This is a genomic window from Caballeronia sp. DA-9 (assembly GCF_051615025.1).
GTDB classification, from domain to species: Bacteria; Pseudomonadota; Gammaproteobacteria; order Burkholderiales; family Burkholderiaceae; genus Caballeronia; species Caballeronia sordidicola.
In genome coordinates this window covers 1963065-1981597 of sequence record NZ_CP195132.1, presented here as the reverse complement: position 1 = coordinate 1981597, position 18533 = coordinate 1963065, and the positions used below count along the sequence as shown (strand labels likewise).

The 18533-nt window shown below is 61.8% G+C and carries 16 protein-coding genes and 2 pseudogenes; 8 read left to right on the top strand and 10 right to left on the bottom strand.

Annotated features, from left to right (window positions below; genetic code table 11):
* Positions 1 to 186: 186 nt before the first annotated feature.
* The 3 genes and pseudogenes from ACRWA7_RS15320 to ACRWA7_RS15310 all read right to left on the bottom strand — a co-directional run.
* Positions 187 to 1071 (bottom strand): annotated as a pseudogene (locus ACRWA7_RS15320) (IS3 family transposase); the annotation flags it as partial.
* Positions 1072 to 1328: 257 nt separating this feature from the next.
* On the bottom strand, positions 1329 to 2342 hold the full coding sequence (locus tag ACRWA7_RS15315) for an IS110 family transposase (RefSeq protein ID WP_438391725.1): 1014 nt from the start codon (positions 2340 to 2342) through the stop codon (positions 1329 to 1331).
* Between the two features lie 66 nt (positions 2343 to 2408).
* Positions 2409 to 2698 (bottom strand): annotated as a pseudogene (locus ACRWA7_RS15310) (transposase); the annotation flags it as partial.
* Positions 2699 to 4653: 1955 nt separating this feature from the next.
* Between ACRWA7_RS15310 and ACRWA7_RS15305 the strand changes: the two are divergent.
* The 5 genes from ACRWA7_RS15305 to ACRWA7_RS15285 all read left to right on the top strand — a co-directional run bounded on the left by ACRWA7_RS15305 (position 4654) and on the right by ACRWA7_RS15285 (position 9051).
* Positions 4654 to 5022, top strand: coding sequence for a DUF2946 domain-containing protein (locus ACRWA7_RS15305; protein ID WP_438391723.1), 369 nt, complete (start codon positions 4654 to 4656; stop codon positions 5020 to 5022).
* A gap of 93 nt (positions 5023 to 5115) precedes the next feature.
* A complete protein-coding gene (locus ACRWA7_RS15300) occupies positions 5116 to 6027 on the top strand; it encodes a TonB-dependent receptor (protein ID WP_438391722.1) in 912 nt (303 codons plus the stop codon).
* Positions 6028 to 6063: 36 nt separating this feature from the next.
* Entirely contained in the window at positions 6064 to 7296 is a 1233-nt protein-coding gene (locus ACRWA7_RS15295) for a TonB-dependent receptor (protein ID WP_438391721.1), read from the top strand.
* Positions 7297 to 7318: 22 nt separating this feature from the next.
* Positions 7319 to 8566 carry a sialidase family protein gene (locus ACRWA7_RS15290; RefSeq protein WP_438391720.1) on the top strand — a complete coding sequence of 416 codons (1248 nt, stop codon included), beginning with the start codon at positions 7319 to 7321 and terminating at the stop codon, positions 8564 to 8566.
* Positions 8563 to 9051, top strand: coding sequence for a TlpA family protein disulfide reductase (locus ACRWA7_RS15285; protein ID WP_438391719.1), 489 nt, complete (start codon positions 8563 to 8565; stop codon positions 9049 to 9051). The genes ACRWA7_RS15290 and ACRWA7_RS15285 overlap by 4 nt, the downstream gene beginning before the upstream one ends.
* A gap of 185 nt (positions 9052 to 9236) precedes the next feature.
* Here the strand turns inward: ACRWA7_RS15285 and ACRWA7_RS15280 are convergent, their stop codons facing one another.
* Together ACRWA7_RS15280 and ACRWA7_RS15275 are read right to left on the bottom strand one after the other, a co-directional pair.
* Positions 9237 to 9608 (bottom strand): type II toxin-antitoxin system VapC family toxin, encoded by a 372-nt coding sequence (locus ACRWA7_RS15280; protein WP_438391717.1) that lies wholly within the window; start codon positions 9606 to 9608, stop codon positions 9237 to 9239.
* Positions 9605 to 9802 (bottom strand): type II toxin-antitoxin system VapB family antitoxin, encoded by a 198-nt coding sequence (locus ACRWA7_RS15275; RefSeq protein WP_438391716.1) that lies wholly within the window; start codon positions 9800 to 9802, stop codon positions 9605 to 9607. The genes ACRWA7_RS15280 and ACRWA7_RS15275 overlap by 4 nt, the downstream gene beginning before the upstream one ends.
* Before the next feature lie 521 nt (positions 9803 to 10323).
* On the opposite strand from ACRWA7_RS15275, the gene ACRWA7_RS15270 reads away from it, so the two are divergent.
* From ACRWA7_RS15270 to ACRWA7_RS15260, 3 genes are all read left to right on the top strand, one after another.
* A complete protein-coding gene (locus ACRWA7_RS15270) occupies positions 10324 to 10638 on the top strand; it encodes an H-NS histone family protein (RefSeq protein WP_438391714.1) in 315 nt (104 codons plus the stop codon).
* A gap of 217 nt (positions 10639 to 10855) precedes the next feature.
* Positions 10856 to 12598, top strand: a complete 1743-nt coding sequence (locus tag ACRWA7_RS15265) for an IS1634 family transposase (protein ID WP_438391713.1) — start codon at positions 10856 to 10858, stop codon at positions 12596 to 12598.
* Positions 12599 to 12921: 323 nt separating this feature from the next.
* Positions 12922 to 13797, top strand: a complete 876-nt coding sequence (locus ACRWA7_RS15260; RefSeq protein ID WP_438391712.1) for a hypothetical protein — start codon at positions 12922 to 12924, stop codon at positions 13795 to 13797.
* A gap of 51 nt (positions 13798 to 13848) precedes the next feature.
* Here the strand turns inward: ACRWA7_RS15260 and ACRWA7_RS15255 are convergent, their stop codons facing one another.
* The 5 genes from ACRWA7_RS15255 to ACRWA7_RS15235 all read right to left on the bottom strand — a co-directional run bounded on the left by ACRWA7_RS15255 (position 13849) and on the right by ACRWA7_RS15235 (position 18395).
* On the bottom strand, positions 13849 to 14097 hold the full coding sequence (locus ACRWA7_RS15255; RefSeq protein ID WP_438391711.1) for a hypothetical protein: 249 nt from the start codon (positions 14095 to 14097) through the stop codon (positions 13849 to 13851).
* A gap of 232 nt (positions 14098 to 14329) precedes the next feature.
* Positions 14330 to 15142, bottom strand: a complete 813-nt coding sequence (locus ACRWA7_RS15250) for a DNA adenine methylase (protein ID WP_438391710.1) — start codon at positions 15140 to 15142, stop codon at positions 14330 to 14332.
* Positions 15143 to 15163: 21 nt separating this feature from the next.
* A complete protein-coding gene (locus tag ACRWA7_RS15245) occupies positions 15164 to 16228 on the bottom strand; it encodes a relaxase/mobilization nuclease domain-containing protein (protein ID WP_438391709.1) in 1065 nt (354 codons plus the stop codon).
* Positions 16229 to 16230: 2 nt separating this feature from the next.
* Complete coding sequence (locus ACRWA7_RS15240) at positions 16231 to 16818, bottom strand: plasmid mobilization protein (RefSeq protein WP_438391707.1); 588 nt, start codon at positions 16816 to 16818, stop codon at positions 16231 to 16233.
* 2 nt (positions 16819 to 16820) lie between these two features.
* Positions 16821 to 18395, bottom strand: a complete 1575-nt coding sequence (locus ACRWA7_RS15235) for an LPD7 domain-containing protein (protein ID WP_438391706.1) — start codon at positions 18393 to 18395, stop codon at positions 16821 to 16823.
* Positions 18396 to 18533: the final 138 nt, after the last annotated feature.

Sequence of the window (18533 nt, the reverse complement as noted above, 5' to 3'; positions counted from 1 at the left end):
CAGAGCGTAATCCTAATCGCGCGAGCAAGAGCAAGATGGCGTAGTCGCGACGCCCGACTGCAGTCCGTCGATCGATGCTAGCCAGCAACTGTCGCGTCTGATCAGCAGAAATCGCACGAGGAATTGACGGCATCGACCAGTTGGCTGACGTTGCCCGCGAATTTCGGATCCCTTAGCTGAGTGAGATTATGCCACCCGTTGGTTCTGGGCAGCGTACCAGTCCCGCTCGAACTGCATCGGACTGACGTAGCCCAACGTCGAGTGCAAGCGCGAATGATTGTAGAAGCTCAACCAGTCGATTACCTCGTCCATCGCTTCCCGACGCGTTGCAAAGCGCTGGCCATGGATGCGTGCTCGCTTGAGCGATCCCCACAAGCTCTCGGTCGGCGCGTTGTCCCAACAATTTCCTCGACGGCTCATCGAGCTGCGCATGCCGTAGCCCTTAAGCAGGTCCTGGAAGTCACGACTGCAATACTGGCTACCGCGGTCGCTATGGACGATCAGGCCCGCTTCCGGCCGGCGGCGAAACCACGCCATACGCAGCGCGTCAGACACCAGCTCCGTGCGCATGTGCTGCTGCATCGACCAGCCCACCACCTGACGGCTGAACAGGTCGAGGATGACGGTCAGAAACAGCCAACCCTCGTCCGTCCAGATGTACGTGATGTCCGTAGTCCAGACCTGATCTGGACGCGCGGGAGAGAAGTCTCGTTGCAACAGGTCCGGTGCGACCGGCAGGCTGTGGTTGCTGTCGGTCGTGACCTTGAACCGGCGTTTGGTCTTCGCCTTGATGCCGTGCAGATTCATGAGCCGCTGGACACGATCCTTGCTGACGCGAATGCCCTGGGCCAGCAGTTGCTTCCACACGCGCGGCCAGCCGTACTCGCCTTTGGATTCAGCGTGCACGGCCTTGATGTGCACCAGCAGAGCGTCGTTGCTGATGCGTCGGCGCGGTCGATCAGTATCGACATCCCGCGCCTTGCGCGCGTGGTAACCGCTGGGGCTGACACCCAGCACCTGGCAGGTCAGGGACACCGGCCATTGTCGGCTGTGAAGCTCGATCCAGGCGTATATATGGACTCCCCAGGTTTTGCAAACAATGGGGCTTCTCTTGATGCAAGGTGTCAGTCTGCACGTATATATTCGGCCTGTTTATGCGGGGTCACCGCTGGCCATAATGCAAATCGCCTGCCTCGTTCTCATTACTTCAGCGGCCTTCTTTGGCCACTACGCCTGTCGGATTTTCGAGGCTGGGTCAGACCCATCGCATCATCGATTGTTCATCGTTCGCAAACTGCTGGTGGTTGTACGGCAGAGATTTTATGGATTCATGCGCTCGCGAAGCGCTCGCTCTTGGCAAGCAACGCCCACGCTATGCGTGCTAGTTTGTTCGCCAGTGCCGCCGCTGCGACATTCACCCCACGTCTGCTCGCGAGCTGACAGACCCAGCGCGACAGCGCATCGGTTCGCTTGCTCGCAAATCGCATGATCGACCGCGCTCCCTGGACCAGCAGCCAGCGGATGTACCGATCTCCCCGTTTGCTGATACCGAGCAACTTTTGCTTGCCTCCGCTGCTGTGCTCGTGAGGCGTGAGTCCGAAACTGGCGGCCATATGTCTTGCACTGCGATATCGTTTCGCATCCCCCACCGCGGCGATCAAGGCCGTGGCCGTCACCGGACCGATGCCGGGGATTTCCTGCAGCCTGGCGCAACGCTCATCTTCTTTCGCCAATCGTCTCACGCGCCCATCAACGGCGTTGATCCGCTCTTCCAGTGCCGTCAACTCAGTGCACAAATCAAGCAATAGGTGCCGCGCCAAAGCGGGCAACGCGTCGCTTTCATCCGTGAGAAGTTTTCGTGCTCCCTCTTTGAAGGCCGAAACGTGAATTGGGAAGACAATTCCGAATTCGCCCAGTAACCCGCGCACCTGATTGATCAAGGCGGTGCGCTCTTGCATAAGCCGTTGTCGAATTCGGTGCAACATCTGGACAGCCTGTTGTTCCTCGGTGTTGACAGCTACTGTTGGCATGTCCGGCTGACGAGCCGCCTCGCAAATGGCTGCGGCGTCACGGGCATCTGTTTTGGAACGCCGGACGAATGGTTTCACATATTGCGCAGGAATGAGCTTGATTCGGTGCCCGAAGCCAGCCAGTCGGCGCGCCCAATAGTGCGAACCAGCGCAAGCCTCTATCGCGATCAGGCAAGGCGACAGGTTTGCGAAATACTCGAGCACCTGAGAACGTTTGAGGCGCTTCGTCAGTACCGCTGCGCCGACTGCGTTCACTCCGTGAACCTGAATGACATTCTTCGCAATATCGAGCCCGATCAGTTCTGCGCTCATGTTGGACCTCCTCATTGGAAAATCGTAATTATCCCCACCCCGAGGGGTGGGGAGTCCATTGCATTACTTCATGCCGACACCTTTGCAAAGTACGCCGTCGCTTTTTCCAATATGTCGCGCTCCATCTTCACGCGTGCCAACTCCGCGCGCAGCCGAGCAATCTCCATCTGTTCTGGAGAAACCTGTTTGCCTGCGCCGTTCAGCTTCCCAGCGGCATCGGCCTTAACCCAGTTGTGCAGCGTCTTCGGGCTGATACCCAGTATCTTCGCCACCGCCGCCATGCTCTGGCCGCCGCGGACCATGCGCACGGCTTCCAGCATGAATTCCCGCGTATATCGGGCTCTTGGATTACCCATCTTTCCTTCCTCCTTGCGTGAGTTTTACACACTCAGCAAGGGATCCATTTTTTGCGGGCAAGCTCAGGCGACGACCGGAACGGCGGCAGCCAGATCCAGCGTAACGTCGCCGCTATAGCGCACGTAGCGCAGAAAAGACTCTGTGCGGTGGTCATGAGCTTAGCTCGCCTCAAATGCAAACGTGGCGCGCGGATCGGCACAAAGTTCACGACATCTACGGCACGTAGTCGCGATAACGTGACCTCCTCGTCACCGAAACAATGGTGGAGAAAATCACGGATGAATGGCACATAATTAATGATCGTTGTTTCAGCGAGAGCCTGAGCTTCGCGCAAGTATTCTGCGTATGCCTGCGCGCAGATCTCAGCCGGCAGCACCCGACGTGCCACTATCTTGTCGCCAGATATTACGCCCTCACTGCGCATAAAATCAATGACATGCCTGAGCGCAGATCGATCCCCAAGGTAAGGTTGAACATGGCGGGCGCGATACCGCAAATGCCGTATTGTGTGGTCGCAGCAGATGTCCTTTACACCGACACCTGTCTGTTTAAGCCATCAACTAAAGCATGCCGCGATTCGGACCCGCTGCTTCATGGACTGCGCACTGTATCCCTGAGCGCTGATCGCATTCGCAAAGGCTACCAAATGAGCTGCGAGCGGGCCTTCCGCTGCTCGCGAGAGAATGACCTGATCATGAATGGTGTACTTCACGATGAACTCCTTCCCCGACATGAGGAGCGGGTGGAAGGAGTCAAGATTATCTCTATCCGACGACACGCACTTACCTAGAAACACAGCCCATCACGCGGCTACAAGACATAATCAGGAAGGGTAGATAGTGTCGAACCAGGTGAGGAGATACACGTCGTTTGGCGAGCTGCGGACATTGGTCCTTCGCTCGCGTAACGGCAATTCTCAGGCGGTCGGCGACATTGGAGCGAGTCATCGCATTCCCAGATCGATTTGGAAAGAGCCTCTGACTGGATGCATCCTGGATCTGCGGCAACCACCCCTGATGAGCCGGGCCGTAGATCGCCATAGAGGCACCGTCGGAAAGGTGTGTCGTCTCTGCATCCGAGCTCTGCTGCCGTTGACGATAACCGGAACATCCGAACGAGAACGACCGCGGGAACGCAACCGGCGGCGCGATCCAGGTCGATCAGCTGTCAAGGTGCGAAGACAACTACCCGGATAACCAGGGCGGTCGCGCTCGCGTTGTGCGTGATGATCGCCCACCGGCGGGTGACGGCCGCATATCCTTGACTGCGCGAAGGAGCGAACGGTTCGATCGGAACCCGAGAAAACCGAGCCGTTCCAGCGGCCGCTCCCCCCCGGAAAGTGAAGGTCGCATACTGTTGCCTGCTAACGCACAACGGCTGGTACGCCCCACCTGTGTCGAACATTTGCCCAGTACCTGTTTGCCTCGTACGCTGCTTTCGCTTCAAGATCGAGCTGGGCTGGGAGCCAGTGCAACTCAACTCATGCAATTCGGGCGCATCGCCCGCGCGACCCTTGCGGTTCACTGCGAGCTCAATCAGCTCAGTTACGCGACGTTCACCGTCGAAAACGTGGATGTCGAATCTGCAATGCCAATGCCAGTCGCTGAGCAATGGCGAATGCCGCACTTGCCTACGTATGGGACGTCGGGCGACCTGAGTGGCGGGTTCGGCCAACGTGATGCCCCCCAAAGCCTGACGCTTCGTTGGATCGTCAGACGAAGCCGGAACGTAGGGCGAACGTTATCGCTGCGGTATCGTGAAACGCCGCCTGTCGGCTTCCTTGCTATTCGCGATTTTCCGGCCAGACAGGCTGATCACCCATGACACTAGTTTCCGCGTCAGCCGCCTGCCTGGCCCTGTGTCCGCCTCTGCTTGCCGCGTTGACACATTCCGTACTGCGTGACAAAAAATGTCACTGGGTGCTAGACTTCGAAGCAAATTTTCCCGGCACCCGATGAATCCGCACGCCAACCGTCGACTGATTGCGTGGCTCGGCATGATCGCCATCTGGCTGATCGTGCTGGCGCCTGTCGTCAGCCAACTCGTCGTTGCGGCCAGGAACCATCAGCCGGTCACGGCCTTGTGTTCTGCGATGGCCCCGTCTGCCGATACGGTCCACGCGCATGACGCCGGGATGAGTGCGTGCGGTTACTGTGATCTGCTTGCGGATCATGCCGCGCTCCCGACCGTTCCCTTCTTCCCTGCGGTTCTCGTCATGCTCGTGACGATTGCCGCTGCGTCCACCCTTTCCACCCGCTTTACCCCGCTTGGCGCCTTTCCGTCCGGAAGGCCGCGGGGACCGCCCGCCTTTTCCCGATCGTAAATCCCCTGCGCGCGACGCTTCTCCCGATGCGTCGCGACACCGTCGCTGAACCGGCACGGCGCGATCTATCACGATTCGAGAAAACCAAAAATTATGAGGCGTACCCTGCTCGTCACTTCTGTGGCGTTGATCTTTCCTGCGCAGCAGGTTGTTGCCGCTGCCGATGCGCCAGTCGAACTGGCCCCCGTCGTGGTCAGCGCCAGCCGCGATGAGGCGACCCTGGCCGAAATGCCCCAGAGCACGACGATCATCACGCGACGCGACATCGACAGCAGCCCGGCGCAAACCCTTGACCAGCTGCTGCGCAATGTCGGAGGCATCAACCTGAGCACCGTCCCGGAAACGTCGAAGGATCCAACCGGGCAGTCGCTCGGCATGCGTGGTCTGGGTAACGTAAGCGTACTCGTCCTGCTCGACGGCGTGCCGATCATGGATCCGTTCTACGGCACCGTGCAGTGGTACAAGGTGCCCCTGGCCAACATCGACCGCATCGAGATCATCCGGGGTGGCTCGGTCGTGTGGGGCAATATGGCCGTGGGCGGCGTAATCAACATCATCAGCAAGCAGCCCAAGGACAACAGCGGAACGGTGTCGGCAAGCTACGGCAGCTTCGGCACGACCGATGTGTCGCTGAGTAGGAATTTCAGGCTGGGCGACGCCGTGAGTGTAAATCTGTCTGCCGACCGGCTCGACTCGCATGGGTATCAACTGACGCCCGCACCATATCTGTGGCGCTTTCCGGACAAAGGGCCAATCGCGACCCGCGACAGCAACGTCTCAGTGACGGCTTATCTGCACCCATCGTCTGACCTGCATGGTTACCTGCGCCTCGGGTATCACGAAAACGACGAGGACATCTCCTACCCGTATGGAGATAACAAGCAGACGAGCCCCGATCTCGCGGCAAGCCTCACCAAGGTTTTCGGCAAGCAGGGTTCGCTGACCACGAACGTCTGGGCTCAGGAGGTCACATTCAACAAATATAACGGCGCGTCCTGTTACTAGACATCCACAGGAAGGTGCCTTTCACTGTCGTCCTCGATGACGGGGCTGCCCACCGCTCAGGCGGGCGACGCCATCGACCAGTACTACACGCAATACGGTGACCTGGGCTATCACGAAATCGGCTTCTCGACGATGTATTCGAGGAACATCGGCAAGGTATGGCGGGACATCCAGGTCGGGGTCGACTACCGCCGCCTGAGTGCCTCCGACAACGAGTCGATCTACAACACCCCCACCGTCCTCGGCGCGCCGACTGGGACCCTGGCCGCATCGGTAAACGGCAGCGGGACGCAAAGCTACAGCGGCCTGTTCGTACAGACCCGGATCGCGCCGACCGAATCGCTGCTCATTACCCTCGCTGCACGGGAGGACCGTTTCTCCAGCAATATCGCTTCGATCGAGGGCGACAATCCGCCGCTCGGCGCAGGAACCAGCAAGACCCGGTTTGACCCGAGTATCTCGGCACGCTACTTCGTCAGCGACGACCTGTCATTGCGTGCATCGGTGAACGACACGTTTCGCGGTCCCGGCCTGAACAACACCCTGCGTTCTTATGGGAGCGCATCGTCGACGCCTTCTATCGCGAACCCCGCTCTCGTTCCCCAGGACATGCTCGAACGCGAGATCGGCCTCGACTACACGCACCGCGGCCTGGACCTGAGCGCGACGTACTTCTTCTATACGATCCGCAACGCGATTCTCTCGGCGACGAGTCCCGCCTCGAACGCACCATCGGCCTATCAGCAGCAACTGTGCAGAGATTTCCTGGCAGGCTCATCGAGCAACACGTGCAACTTCTACAGCAACGCCGGCCATGAAAGATCCCAGGGGCTCGAACTGATCGGCTCATACCGGGCCGCAGCCAATTTGCGCTTCACCGGGTCGTTCACGATGACCGATGCCGTCCTCACCAGCACCACCACCAACACGCCTCTTGGCACCCAACTGGCTGGCACCCCCAGGTTCACAGGCAACCTGGGCGTGGTCTGGAGTCCCGTCAGCAAACTCGAGCTCTCGGGTCAGGCACGTTACATCGGGCGCATGAACTACGCGAGCTCGACCACGACCGGCACCCAGTCCCAGGGTTCGAACACCGTCTTCGACATCAGCTGCCGCTACCGCGTCAGCCCTGCGGTCGATGTGACGCTCGCCGTGGATAACGTGCTGAACCGAACCTATACCGACAACACCTGGACCTACAATCAGCCCTATACGCAGACGCTGTCGCCTCCGCGCATGGCTTATGTGGGCGTCCAGGCCCGTTTCTGAACGCACCCATAAGGAGGAGACCATGCTCATTGCTGGAATCCGTTTCCGGATACTTTTTACGATCGGCCTCGCGTTGACGCTGGCGCTATCCCTGACAAATCGCGCCCCGGCGCAGACGATGCCGGGTATGTCCGGGATGTCGGGCATGCACCACATGGCGTCGTCGCCCTGTGACTCGACTCAGGCGCTGGGCTGCGCAGACACCGCCACCGCAGCGTTCCTGCCGAACGGCACTTTGCTGCTGGCCTGGACACAGGACCAGAAGGTCTACTTCGCCCGCTCGAAAGATCAGGGAGAAAACTGGACCTTGCCACTGCGGGTAGGTGATCTGAGCGCCAGCTTCGACGGCGGTGGAGATGCGCGACCGCAGCTTGTGGCCGACGCTTCGGGGCATGTGCTGATCGCGTATGACACGTTCAGGGACAAACACTGGAATGCGCAAATCTGGCTGGCCAGGTCGGCCGACGGTGGCGCGCATTTCGACGCACCCTCCGTATTCGAACCCGGGTCCGTGAGCCAGCGGCTTCCGGTACTCGACGCCACACCGTCGGGCAGGATTCTGATGCTGTGGCAAGACAAGCGCCTGAGCGGGCCGCGACAGCTTCCAGGCGCCTCCATCGCCTATGCGTGGTCCACCGATGGCGGACAAACGTTCTCGACCTCCACCCTCGCGTCGACCACGAGTTGCGAGTGCTGCCGTATCGGCGTGACCAACTCGGTCGACGGAACGCCCGTAACAGCCTTCCGGACGATCTTTCCGGGATCGGTGCGTGACCACGTCATCGTCCACTTCGGCGCGTCAGGCGAGCCAGGTAAGCAGCAACGCGTCTCGGTCGATAACTGGGTGACGGACGCCTGCCCGCATCAAGGGCCGTCAGTCGCGATCTCGGGCAACGGCAGCTTGCACGTGGTCTGGTACACCCAAGGCACGGCGCGCCAGGGCCTGTTCTACGCGAGATCGAGCGACGGCGGAGCGAACTTCGACACGCCACAGCGTCTTGGCACCCCGGACGACGTCGCCTCGCGTGCCTTCGTCCTCGCCCACGCGAGCGACGTGTGGCGGGTCTGGAAAGACTTCGACGGACACGTTTCGCACGTGCTGCTGCAGACTTCCCGAAACGATGGCCGCGACTGGAGCGTGCCTTCGATCATCGACAGCTCGACAGGTCGTTCGGACCATCCACTGCTGGTCGGCTATCGCGATCGTGTGTTCCTGTCGTGGCTGAGCAGCGAGCACGGATATCAACTCGTCGAACTGAAGGCCCTATGATGAAAGCCAGCCGCATGCTGATCGCACTGACCTGCCTGTTGATCTGCCAGATCGCGAGCGCCGCCGGGCTGCAGTGGTATAGCGCCGACAGTTGGGACGCCATGCGAAAGGCGCATGCGTCGCGCCCCTGGATCGTCCATCTGTGGGGTATGAGCTGCGAGCCCTGCCGAGCGGAAATGCCGGCATGGGCTCGTTTCATGCACAAGCATCCTGACGCGGACGTCACGTTCATCGAAGTCGAACAGGCGACACCGTCCGATGTGGAAGCGGCGCTCGCGCAGGCGGGACTGCAAGGCAGCGACCAGTGGGTCAGCGCGAGCGGATTCGATGATTCCGCGCGCTACGCGATCGACCGCCACTGGGGTGGAGAGATTCCGCTAACCTTGCTCGTCTCGCCAGATGGTCGCGTGCAGGCCATTACCGGAACAATGGATTTTCACGGGCTTGAGGCCTGGACCGGAGCGCAAAAAACACCAACGCGATGAAGCGAAGAAACAAGCACTATTGTGTGCCGGGTTCGTAAGGCTGCGTACCGCGGGCACGTCGCGACACATCCTCACATTCGCTCGCGAGCGCCTTAATTTGCGTTCGGAGGTGAGCTCGAAAGTCCTGGATCTCCGGCGACAAGAAGCCGTCTGTTTCGATGCTTGTCATGGAGATTCTCCATTACCTAGTGCGCGAGCATTGCGCCGAGATGTAGTTCATCCGCAACCTTCTTCAAGCGTTTGTCGCGAGTCCAGATGGTGATGCCAGGTTGCAGGCGCGCCGACGCTAACAGTGACGTGTCGACATATCCGATCCCACGATTGAACAACCCTTCGCGCTCGATCAGATAGAACGTCTCCTCCGGCGTTGCAACTGGTGAGCGTGGCAGATCGAGCAACGCGCCAAGCACAACGTCACGGTCACGCAAACTACCGAGCGAAATCTCTCCTATTACGAATGGATGAGCCAGCACTCGCTCCTCGGCCAGCAGGGTCATCAGCATCGGTTCGGAAGCATTGAGATGGTCAATCCAGACCGATGTATCGACGAGAATCATTCAACGCCCTGCCGGCGGCGCGGCGCCCCCTTGATGCCCGGCTGGCTACCGCCAAGGTTCGCGAGCCGCTTCGCGGCTTCACGCTGGATCAAGGCCCTTAAAGCTTCGCGCACAAGTGCCGTTTTTTCCTCAACACCCGTATAGGCTTGAGCCTTGGCGATCAAATCGTCATCAAGCGAAATAGTCGTCCGCATGGGAAACTCCGTAACTGTGAGCACTTATTTTAGCACCGTTTGATGCTTAAAAAAAGTGACTTAATTTACCTCGGAACGAGCGTGGTTCGCCACAACATTCCAAGGCGGTTGCACGCAAGGGCTACGGAAATAGCCCGCGAACACAGGCCAGATATCGATTCCTCGAAAAATTCGGGCCGCCGGCGCGCCCTCATTCTTGCCCCAGGTGCGCACCCGCGGTGCCGAGACGTTCAAGTCACTGAGCCGGAGATGGAAAGGGCTTATTGGCCGCGTGTTGTAGCAAGTTAAATGCGGTCCGGTTGATCTCTCCCGTCAGAGCGGCAAGCGCCAGATTCCGTACCGTCGCCACACCGCCGGAAGACTTGACCGCAATCGGCCCGGGAGCGGCCAGATTGATACAGTCGCCGTGTTGATAGCAGCATGAAAGCAAATGAAGACAGCCGGTCCATTTGCGCTATCAAACAAAGCCGCAAGGCATTCAGCATTGCATCCTTTCTGCCTGACATGAAGTGGAGTGATTGATGGCGACTTATCTGGAGCTCAAGGCACAGGTCGAAGAACTTGCGGCAAAAGCGGAACAGGCCCGCCTTTCAGAACTGCAGACCGTGCTTGACGAGGTTCGGGCGCGGGTGAAGGAATATGGACTGACGCCTGAGGAGGTGTTCGGCCGTAAGCGGGCAGCATCCAACGGTGCGTCCCCACCGACCGCCCGGAATGGCACACCTCTGCCGCCCCTGTACCGGGACCCAAAAACCGGCAAGACCTGGAGCGGTCGCGGTCGCGAACCGTCCTGGATCAAGGGCAAGAAGCGCGACCGGTTCCTGATCGCGACGTGAGCCAGGACCTTGTCGGCGCGAGCTCACGCGAGCGCCCGGCGACATCGACACAGGCGTCGGTGCAAACGCGGCCGCCGTCTAACCCTAGCTTTGACTTCTCAGATAGCCGGAATCCGCACCAGCGCTGGGTTTCGGCTATTTTTGGAGGCTATCATGTAGCCATGTAAAATAGTATTTTTATATTGCTTTTGTGAGATTTTTGCTTTAATTAGTGTTCATGTATATCGAACACGTCCCCAACCGCAACTCACCGCCCGCGATCCTCCTGCGTGAGTCCTATCGCGACGGCAAGACGGTCAGGAAGCGCACCCTGGCCAACCTGTCATCGCTGCCCGCTGAGGTGATCGAAGGCTTAAAGGTCTTGCTACGCGGCGGCGTCGCGGTGCCATCGCTCGACGACGCCTTCGTGATCGAGCGCAGTCTGCCACACGGGCATGTGGCCGCCGTGCTCGGCGCGGCACGCGCCTGCGGTGCCGAGCAGTGGTTTGCGTCGGCGCCTGCCGCGCGGCGCTCGGTGGTGATGGCGCTGCTGGTGGCGCGGGTGGTCTCGCCTGCTTCCAAGCTCGCCACGCATCGCATGCTGTGCGAGCAGACCGCGACCCACTCGCTGTCGCGGCTGCTAAAGCTGGGCGACGTCGACCTCGAGCAGGTCTATGCCGCGCTCGACTGGCTGGGAGAAGCTCAGGAAGGCATCGAGAAGCGTCTTGCTCGGCAGCATCTGGGTGGCAGTACGCTGGTGCTCTATGACCTCACCTCCACGTGGGTGACCGGACGCTGCTGCGAGCTCGCGGCGCGCGGCTACAGCCGCGATGGCAAGCGTGACGACCCGCAGATCGTGTTCGGGTTGGTATGTACTCCTGATGGCATTCCGGTGGCGGTCGAAGTCTTCGCCGGCAACACCGCCGATCCGGCCACCGTGGCACCTCAGGTGGCGAAGCTCAAGGACCGCTACGGCATCAACCAGCTCGCCTGGGTGGGTGACCGCGGCATGCTCACGCAGGCACGCATCGACACGGTATTGCGTCCGGCCGGACTGGACTGGGTGAGCAGCCTGCGCGCGCCGCAGATGGCCGCGCTCGCCCACGAGAAGGGGCCCTTCCAGCCGTCGCTGTTTGATGAGCGCAACCTGCTCGAAGTAACCAGTGAGGCGTTCCCCGGCGAACGGCTCATTGTGTGCCGCAATCCGCTGCTGGCCGAGGAACGGACCCGTAAGCGCGAGGCCTTGCTGCAGGCCACCGAAGCTGAGCTGATGAAGATCGCCGAAGCGACCACGCGCGCCCGCAACCGCCTCAAGGGTACCGAGGCGATTGCCTTGCGCGTGGGCCGCGTCATCGATCACTACAAGATGGCCAAGCACTTCGAGTTGAACATCACCGACTCGAGCTTCACGTGGGGGCGCAAGTCCGAACAGATCCAGCAGGAAGCCGCGCTCGATGGCCTGTATGTGGTGCGCACGAGCTTGCCGGCCGCGGCACTATCGGCCGAGGCGGCCGTGTCGGCCTACAAGGGCCTGGCGGTGGTGGAGCGCGCCTTCCGTTCGCTCAAGACAGTCGATCTGCAGGTGCGTCCGATATTCCACTGGAATGCCGGGCGCGTGCGCGCACACGTCTTTCTGTGCATGCTCGCTTACCACGTCGAGTGGCACATGCGCGAGAAGTTAAAGCCGATGCTGTTTGACGATGAGTACGTCGAACAAGCGCGGGCGGCCCGGCCTTCACCGGTGGCCAAGGCGCGACGTTCGGACCAGGCGAAAGCCAAGGACGCGACCAAACTTGGCGAGGATGGCTTGCCGGTTCACAGCTTCCGTACGTTGCTCGACGACCTGGCGACGCTTGCGTACAACGTCTGTCACACGCCACTCAACCCGGATGCCAAGCTCGTCATGACGACGCGACCCACACCCGTTCAGGAAAAGGCCTTCCGCCTGCTCAACGTCAGCCCTGTCGCCTGTACCCAGTAATCGCTTCGCTCGCGCGCACATAACCGCGATAAATCAAAGAATTACGCGCGTCGGCGCTCAAAGCTCGGTCTAACGGCCTGACGACTTCGAGCGGTATCGCCTCCTCGCGTCGGCGCAAGCCTGCCAAAAGGCGAGCGAACCCGGTCTGCCCGCGAATACTGTCGCTGATGCCCTATCGGGAACGGATTGTCCGTGTCGTCGCCGAAGCACGCGGGCAACGCGTTATCATCGAATCCATCGACGACACGGGTCGCCTGCACAAGAGCCCTGTCAAATGGACAAGCCTTGAACCGTGCGGAGAGCAGCTATTCTGAGGCACTGCCATGGACCAACTGGATATCTTCGATAACAGCCGGGACGTGATGCTGCGTAACGACGTCATCGGCGCGCTGCAGCAAGATGACCCGGCAGCATCCGGTCGATTGTTATTTGCACTCGTTGCAGAGTACCCAGACGATCGCCGTATTGTGTCGCTGCAGATGATGCTGCTCGCGCTCGAAGAGGACACCGCAACGCCATTCGCGGACCACGCTGTCGCAGCCGCCGCACGCGACCGGTTGCTCTCTCGGTTCGAGGCCGCCGCCGTTGAACTGCTCGGACAACGCGAGGCGAGCGCATGGCTTGCGAGGCGCTGGAAGGAGATGGCATGCCGTACAGCTTCGCTTTCCTTCCGGCCTGAGCTCGGCGACTGCCATGCTGCGCCTTTCTGGCTTCGTGCCGGAGACTGGACTTCGGCGATCGATGCGGCCGGGAGGATTGAATCATGGCGACGCATTCCCGCGCCGCTTGCCTGGATGAGTGAGGCCACCTACCGGCTCAACGGTATGGAAGCCGCTTGGCCCATGATGGCCGAACTCGCATGGCTGTCACCGGAGCGCCTTGACTCGCTGGCAAGGTCCCTTGCTGACCCATCACTCGACGCGCTTCTCGGGCGGTTCAATGCCACTTTCGACGGCGACGGTGACACGTCCGACCTCTGCTGGTTTCCGGCCTGGGCACTCGTTGAAAAGACCGGCCTCGCGCGATGGCTCGCGCAGGCCCAGCCATCTCGACAGCTCGCGCCTGAGCGGGCGATGCGGCTCATCCTCGATCTGCTGAACCTCGAACGCCAGGGCCGTCATCACGAACTGGTCGAGCGACGCAAGGTGCTGCGCGATCTCAGCCCCCCGCTCTATGCGACGTACATGAAGACCCGATAGAGACCTCGATAGACGCCGCGATCGACGGCACGCTGCCACATCCTTTGCGGGTCACACCACGACTTCGCACACGCCCCAACGGGTGTCGATCAGCGACCCGGCCGCAAGCGCGCCTCTGCCGGCCAGACGAGCCCGGAAGCGGGCCGGCGTCTCACCGGCCGCGAGTGGAAACGGGCCGATTTCCACCACATCAAGCTCAATGCCCTGATAGCTGATCCGGGTACCCACGAATGCGCTCGTACGGGTACGCGCGCCTGCCGGGCGATCTTGTTCGCCGAACACCGGATCGCGCGCATTCATGCGAGGACCACCCTGACCACGATAATGCCGCCGGCCACGAACGATACGAGACTGTGCAAATCGAGACTGTGCAAATTCATGGATATTTCACTCCGTCACGAGAACGGCTATTTTACCCGGCGGGCGGCCCGCACGAAAATACGTGCCTCCCGCCCTGCAACTTGCCTTGTCATCTTGCCGCCTACCGGTTCCCGTTCATGCGGCGCTGGACATCGCGGTTACCGCAAGCCATTCATTTTGCCCGCACAGTTTTTGGGGAGATGCGTTGCGGGTCCTGGCGTCGATCCCAGCTGTAGATGATGAGTTCCGTGCGACGCACACTGCTGCCCCGCCCGCCTGCCGTATATCTGACGTCGACCGTTTCCTGCTGGAAGTCCGTAAAAAGCCGCCTCATCTCCGGGTGGTCATTCAGGCTCACGATGGCACGTCCCTTGAGCCGTTTCAGGATGTCGGCCATCTGGCCATATTCCTCGAAAGCAAAGGGCCGACTATAGCCCTCGGTTTCCCAGAAAGGCGGATCGAGGTACATGAAAGTATGGGTCCGATCGTACTTCGCCACGCAGGTCTGCCAGTCGAGGTTTTCCACATAAGCGCCCGAGAGCCGCAGGTGCGCGGCCGACAGCGTTTCTTCGAGCCTCAGCAGGTTAAGGCTCGGTGGACTGGTGGTCCTCGTGCCGAATGTGCGGCTCTTCACGCGACCGCCAAAGCCATTCGTCTGCAGGTAGTAAAACCGCGCCGCGCGCTGGATATCCGTCAACGTATGAGTCGGCGTGTCGCTGAGCCATCCGAAAACCTGCCGGCTGCTGAGCGCCCAGCGAAACTGCCTCACAAACTCTTCCAGGTGATGCTGAACCACGCGATAGAGATTGATAACGTCACCGTCCAGGTCATTCAGGACTTCCACCTCGGCGGGCTCGCGCAGAAAGAAGAACGCGGCGGCTCCCGCGAATACCTCGACGTAGCAGCTGTGCTCCGGGAAGCGCGACAACAGGATCGGCGCGAGACGGCGCTTGCCGCCGAGCCACGGAAAAATCGGTTGTGCCATGACGTCACCCTCCTGCACGGTTCAACGCTCGGGGTCAGGCTCAACCCGACCTGGGTCCGGCTCTACGCGGCGCGGCGCATCTGCCCTGCCCGCACCGGGGTTATGCGGTGGATCGCTGCGCTTCGGTGGCCGCCCGCGAGCTTCCTCTGGCTGCGGCACGGATGCTTCACGCACGATCGCCATCCTTCTCACGAAGTCCGCCACATCAATCGCGAGGCGACGATCCTGTGCACTCGAAGACCCTGCCAGTGCCTGGCCGATTTCCCGCCATGCGACGAGTGCCCCTTCGTGCGCGCCGAGCATGGCCGCTCGATCAGCGTCACCGCGTTCGAGAGCACGTCGGTCAAATTCCGGCACCATGCCGCGCGCACGCAGGTGGACCACGGCCTGCTTCGGATAGCGCTGTGTCACGCCGCGCGTGCGCCGTGGTGTCGCATTGGCGTCCACGCCGTGTTCGCGCAACTGCGCGGCGAAGGTCTCGCGCCACCCCTGCAGATCCGCCTTGCGCGGATTCAGTCGCCGGCCGTCGCGGCCCCTCGCCTGCACGCTCAGATGCACGTGCGGATGCGCCTCGTCGTTATGGGCCGCGAACACATAGGCATGGTTGTCGCCGAATTCGATACGCGCGAACTCACGTGCCGCGTCGCGCACCGCCTCGCGGTCCGTTCCAGGCGGCATCGATAGCAGGATATTGAAGGTTTCGCGGCGCCGGCTTTCGGCGGGAATACCCCAGCCGCCCCGGCGCCATTCCTCGACCAGATCACTCAGCGCTCCGGCACCTGAAATCGACTGGCCGTCCTGCTCTTCCAGCTCGACCTTGCCGTTGCGCGAGATATAGTCCAGATGGCGCCGAATGGCCCCGATCCCGTTACTGCCACTGGCCTTGTTGGTGATCTTGACCATCACCTCGGGCACACGGCGAACCGTGCGTGCCAGTTCCGCGCGCAACCGCGCGGCGTCCTGCGCACCCGCAGATAACTTCGCTCCACCCATGCGTGGTGCACGACGCCGGCGCAGCGGCTCGTAGAAGAGGCGATCTCCCCAGTTCAGCAGCACACCGTCGATAAAGCGTTTGGGAAACGGCATGATCAGCGACTCCACCGTGCGACATTCGCGCGGATGAGTCCCCCCACGCGGTCGAGATGGCGGTCCACGTCCGCTCTCAGCGCATCCAGCGCGTCCAACGTGACCAGCCTCCGACGTGCGGATCTGTCTGGTGCCATATTCAAGGCGCGTGCTATCTGGTTCAGGTTGCGGCCAAGCGCCGCCAGTTGGTGGTTCGAGTCCGCCAGCACGGTCAGTTCACGATCGCCGAACTGAGGCTCTCCGGTGATCTGCGCCCGGATCGCCGCGACGATCCAACGGTTCACCGACATGCCGGCCTGCTGCGAAACGTGCTCCACCGCATCGAACTCCGCCGCGCTCAGACGGACTTCCACCCGCAGGCGCGGACCACTGTCATCGACGGGCAGCGCAACTGTTGCAGATTGATCGGTGACTGCGTGTTGCCCGAGCGCGTCCAATATCAGTTGTCGAAGACGCTCCGCAGATGCGATCCCGGTGGATCGGCAATAGGCATCCCATCGCGGCTTTAACGCCCCCAGCTCGATCGAGACGCGCGCGCGTGGTCGCCGGTCCAAAGCCCGGGAAGCGCCCACATTCGGATTCGCGTCCATCGTCACAGCCCCGGCATGGAGGGATCGGGGGCAGCCGGCGCACGCTCCCTGTCCCGCGTGCGCTGCGGCTCCGCCTTGCGCACCGTGCGCGCGCGTTCTGACGGCGCCTTGGGATCGAAGACGCGAGGCGCGGGCACCGTGACGCCCTGCGAAGCCAGGGTATCCAGCACGCGGCCGGCCCGGGCCTGGACCTTCGCGACCGACTTCTCGCTGAAGCCCTGCTCCCGCATTGCCGCCATGATCACTGCAAGCTGCAGCGCCCTGTCGACGGCTGGTGGGTCGCTGCCTTCGGGCACCGGCGGGCCACCCGCCCCGTCACGCCTCCTGCCAAAGGCAACCCGCGTCACATCGGGCGCATCATCGGCCGCGTCGCCGATATCGGCCTCGCGATCCGGTGCCAGTCGTGCGCCCTGTTGTGCGCCCTGCGGTGCGTCCCTCGTCTTCGTACGCTCGAGCACATCGACCTGCCATGTGTTGCGATACACCTCCTTTTCCTCGACATCGACCACCTTGCCTGCAGCATCCCGCACCGGAATTTCCACCGTGACCCAGCGCTTGCCGAGACTCTCCAGCGACACCGTATCGCCGATGTTGGCGCTGCTCTCTTCGATCGCCCGCTCGAGATCCACGCCCCATACGATGCGCTCCTTGCCTGTCCGGTTGAGGACCACCGCGTAATATGAGTCGCTGTTTTCACGATCGTGCTGATACGGCGCCGGGCCGTGGTCCAGCAACTGGCCGACGCGGACGGTTTCCCGTGCCTGCCGCTCCGCATCGACCGCATCCCGCCCCGCGCGGTTGACCAGCCGGACCCCATCCAGCGGGTCCTGCGACGATGCCGGTCTCGGCGCGGGCGGCTGCACAGAAGGCCTGCGCTCCTGTCGCGCCCCTCGAGATGGCCCGCGAGGCGACCCGGTCGGCACAGGCATGGGACCCGGCGCATCCGGAGCGGGCTCACGCGGGTAGCGGCTGTCGGTCTGCGCGCCACGTGGCTGACTCGCTGCTTGAGGCTGCAGCTCAGGCTCGATCCGGTTGTGCATCCAGGACTTGCGCAGTTCGTCCAGACGTGCACGGTCGACCGCCTTCGGCTCATAGCCGCGAACCTCAATACCGCGCAGTGACGCCTGAAGCCACACCTCACGCTGGAAGTCCTCGTGGCCCGACACGCGGATACGGTGCCAGCCCTTCGCGGCCGTCATCTCCACCATCGACTCGACGATGTCCGCCCGGTTGTGCCCCGTGACCAGTCGCATGCCCCAGTCCTCAAACGCCAGGTGATGCGGCTCGTCCTTCAGGAAATACTGATGGCCCGCACGCAGATATCGCTTCTTCACCAGTTCGGGCGGATCGTTCAGTACCCCGGCAGCACGCGCGGCAGCAGCGTCTTGATCGGGAGGGTCGCCCGCATGCCGGGTGCCCCCCGCCTGCGGTGGGGCGGCCTGCGCAGATGGTGGTGGTCCCGACTGCTGGTCCCAGCCTCGCGCATCCGTTCCCAGATGCGCGCGCGCCGCATCGGCATCCCGCCGGCGGCGCGCGGCGAGCGCTTCGAGCGTTGCCGGGTCCAGCCCTTCGGCCACAGGACCATCCTCGCGCTCCGGGGCCGCGGATCCCGGATCAGACGCGTCATCATCGCGCTCGATCACATTGGCCGGAATTACATCCGGTGGCGGCGCGCCATGCGCGGACCCAGACTGAGGAGCCTCTGCGTCTGCGGA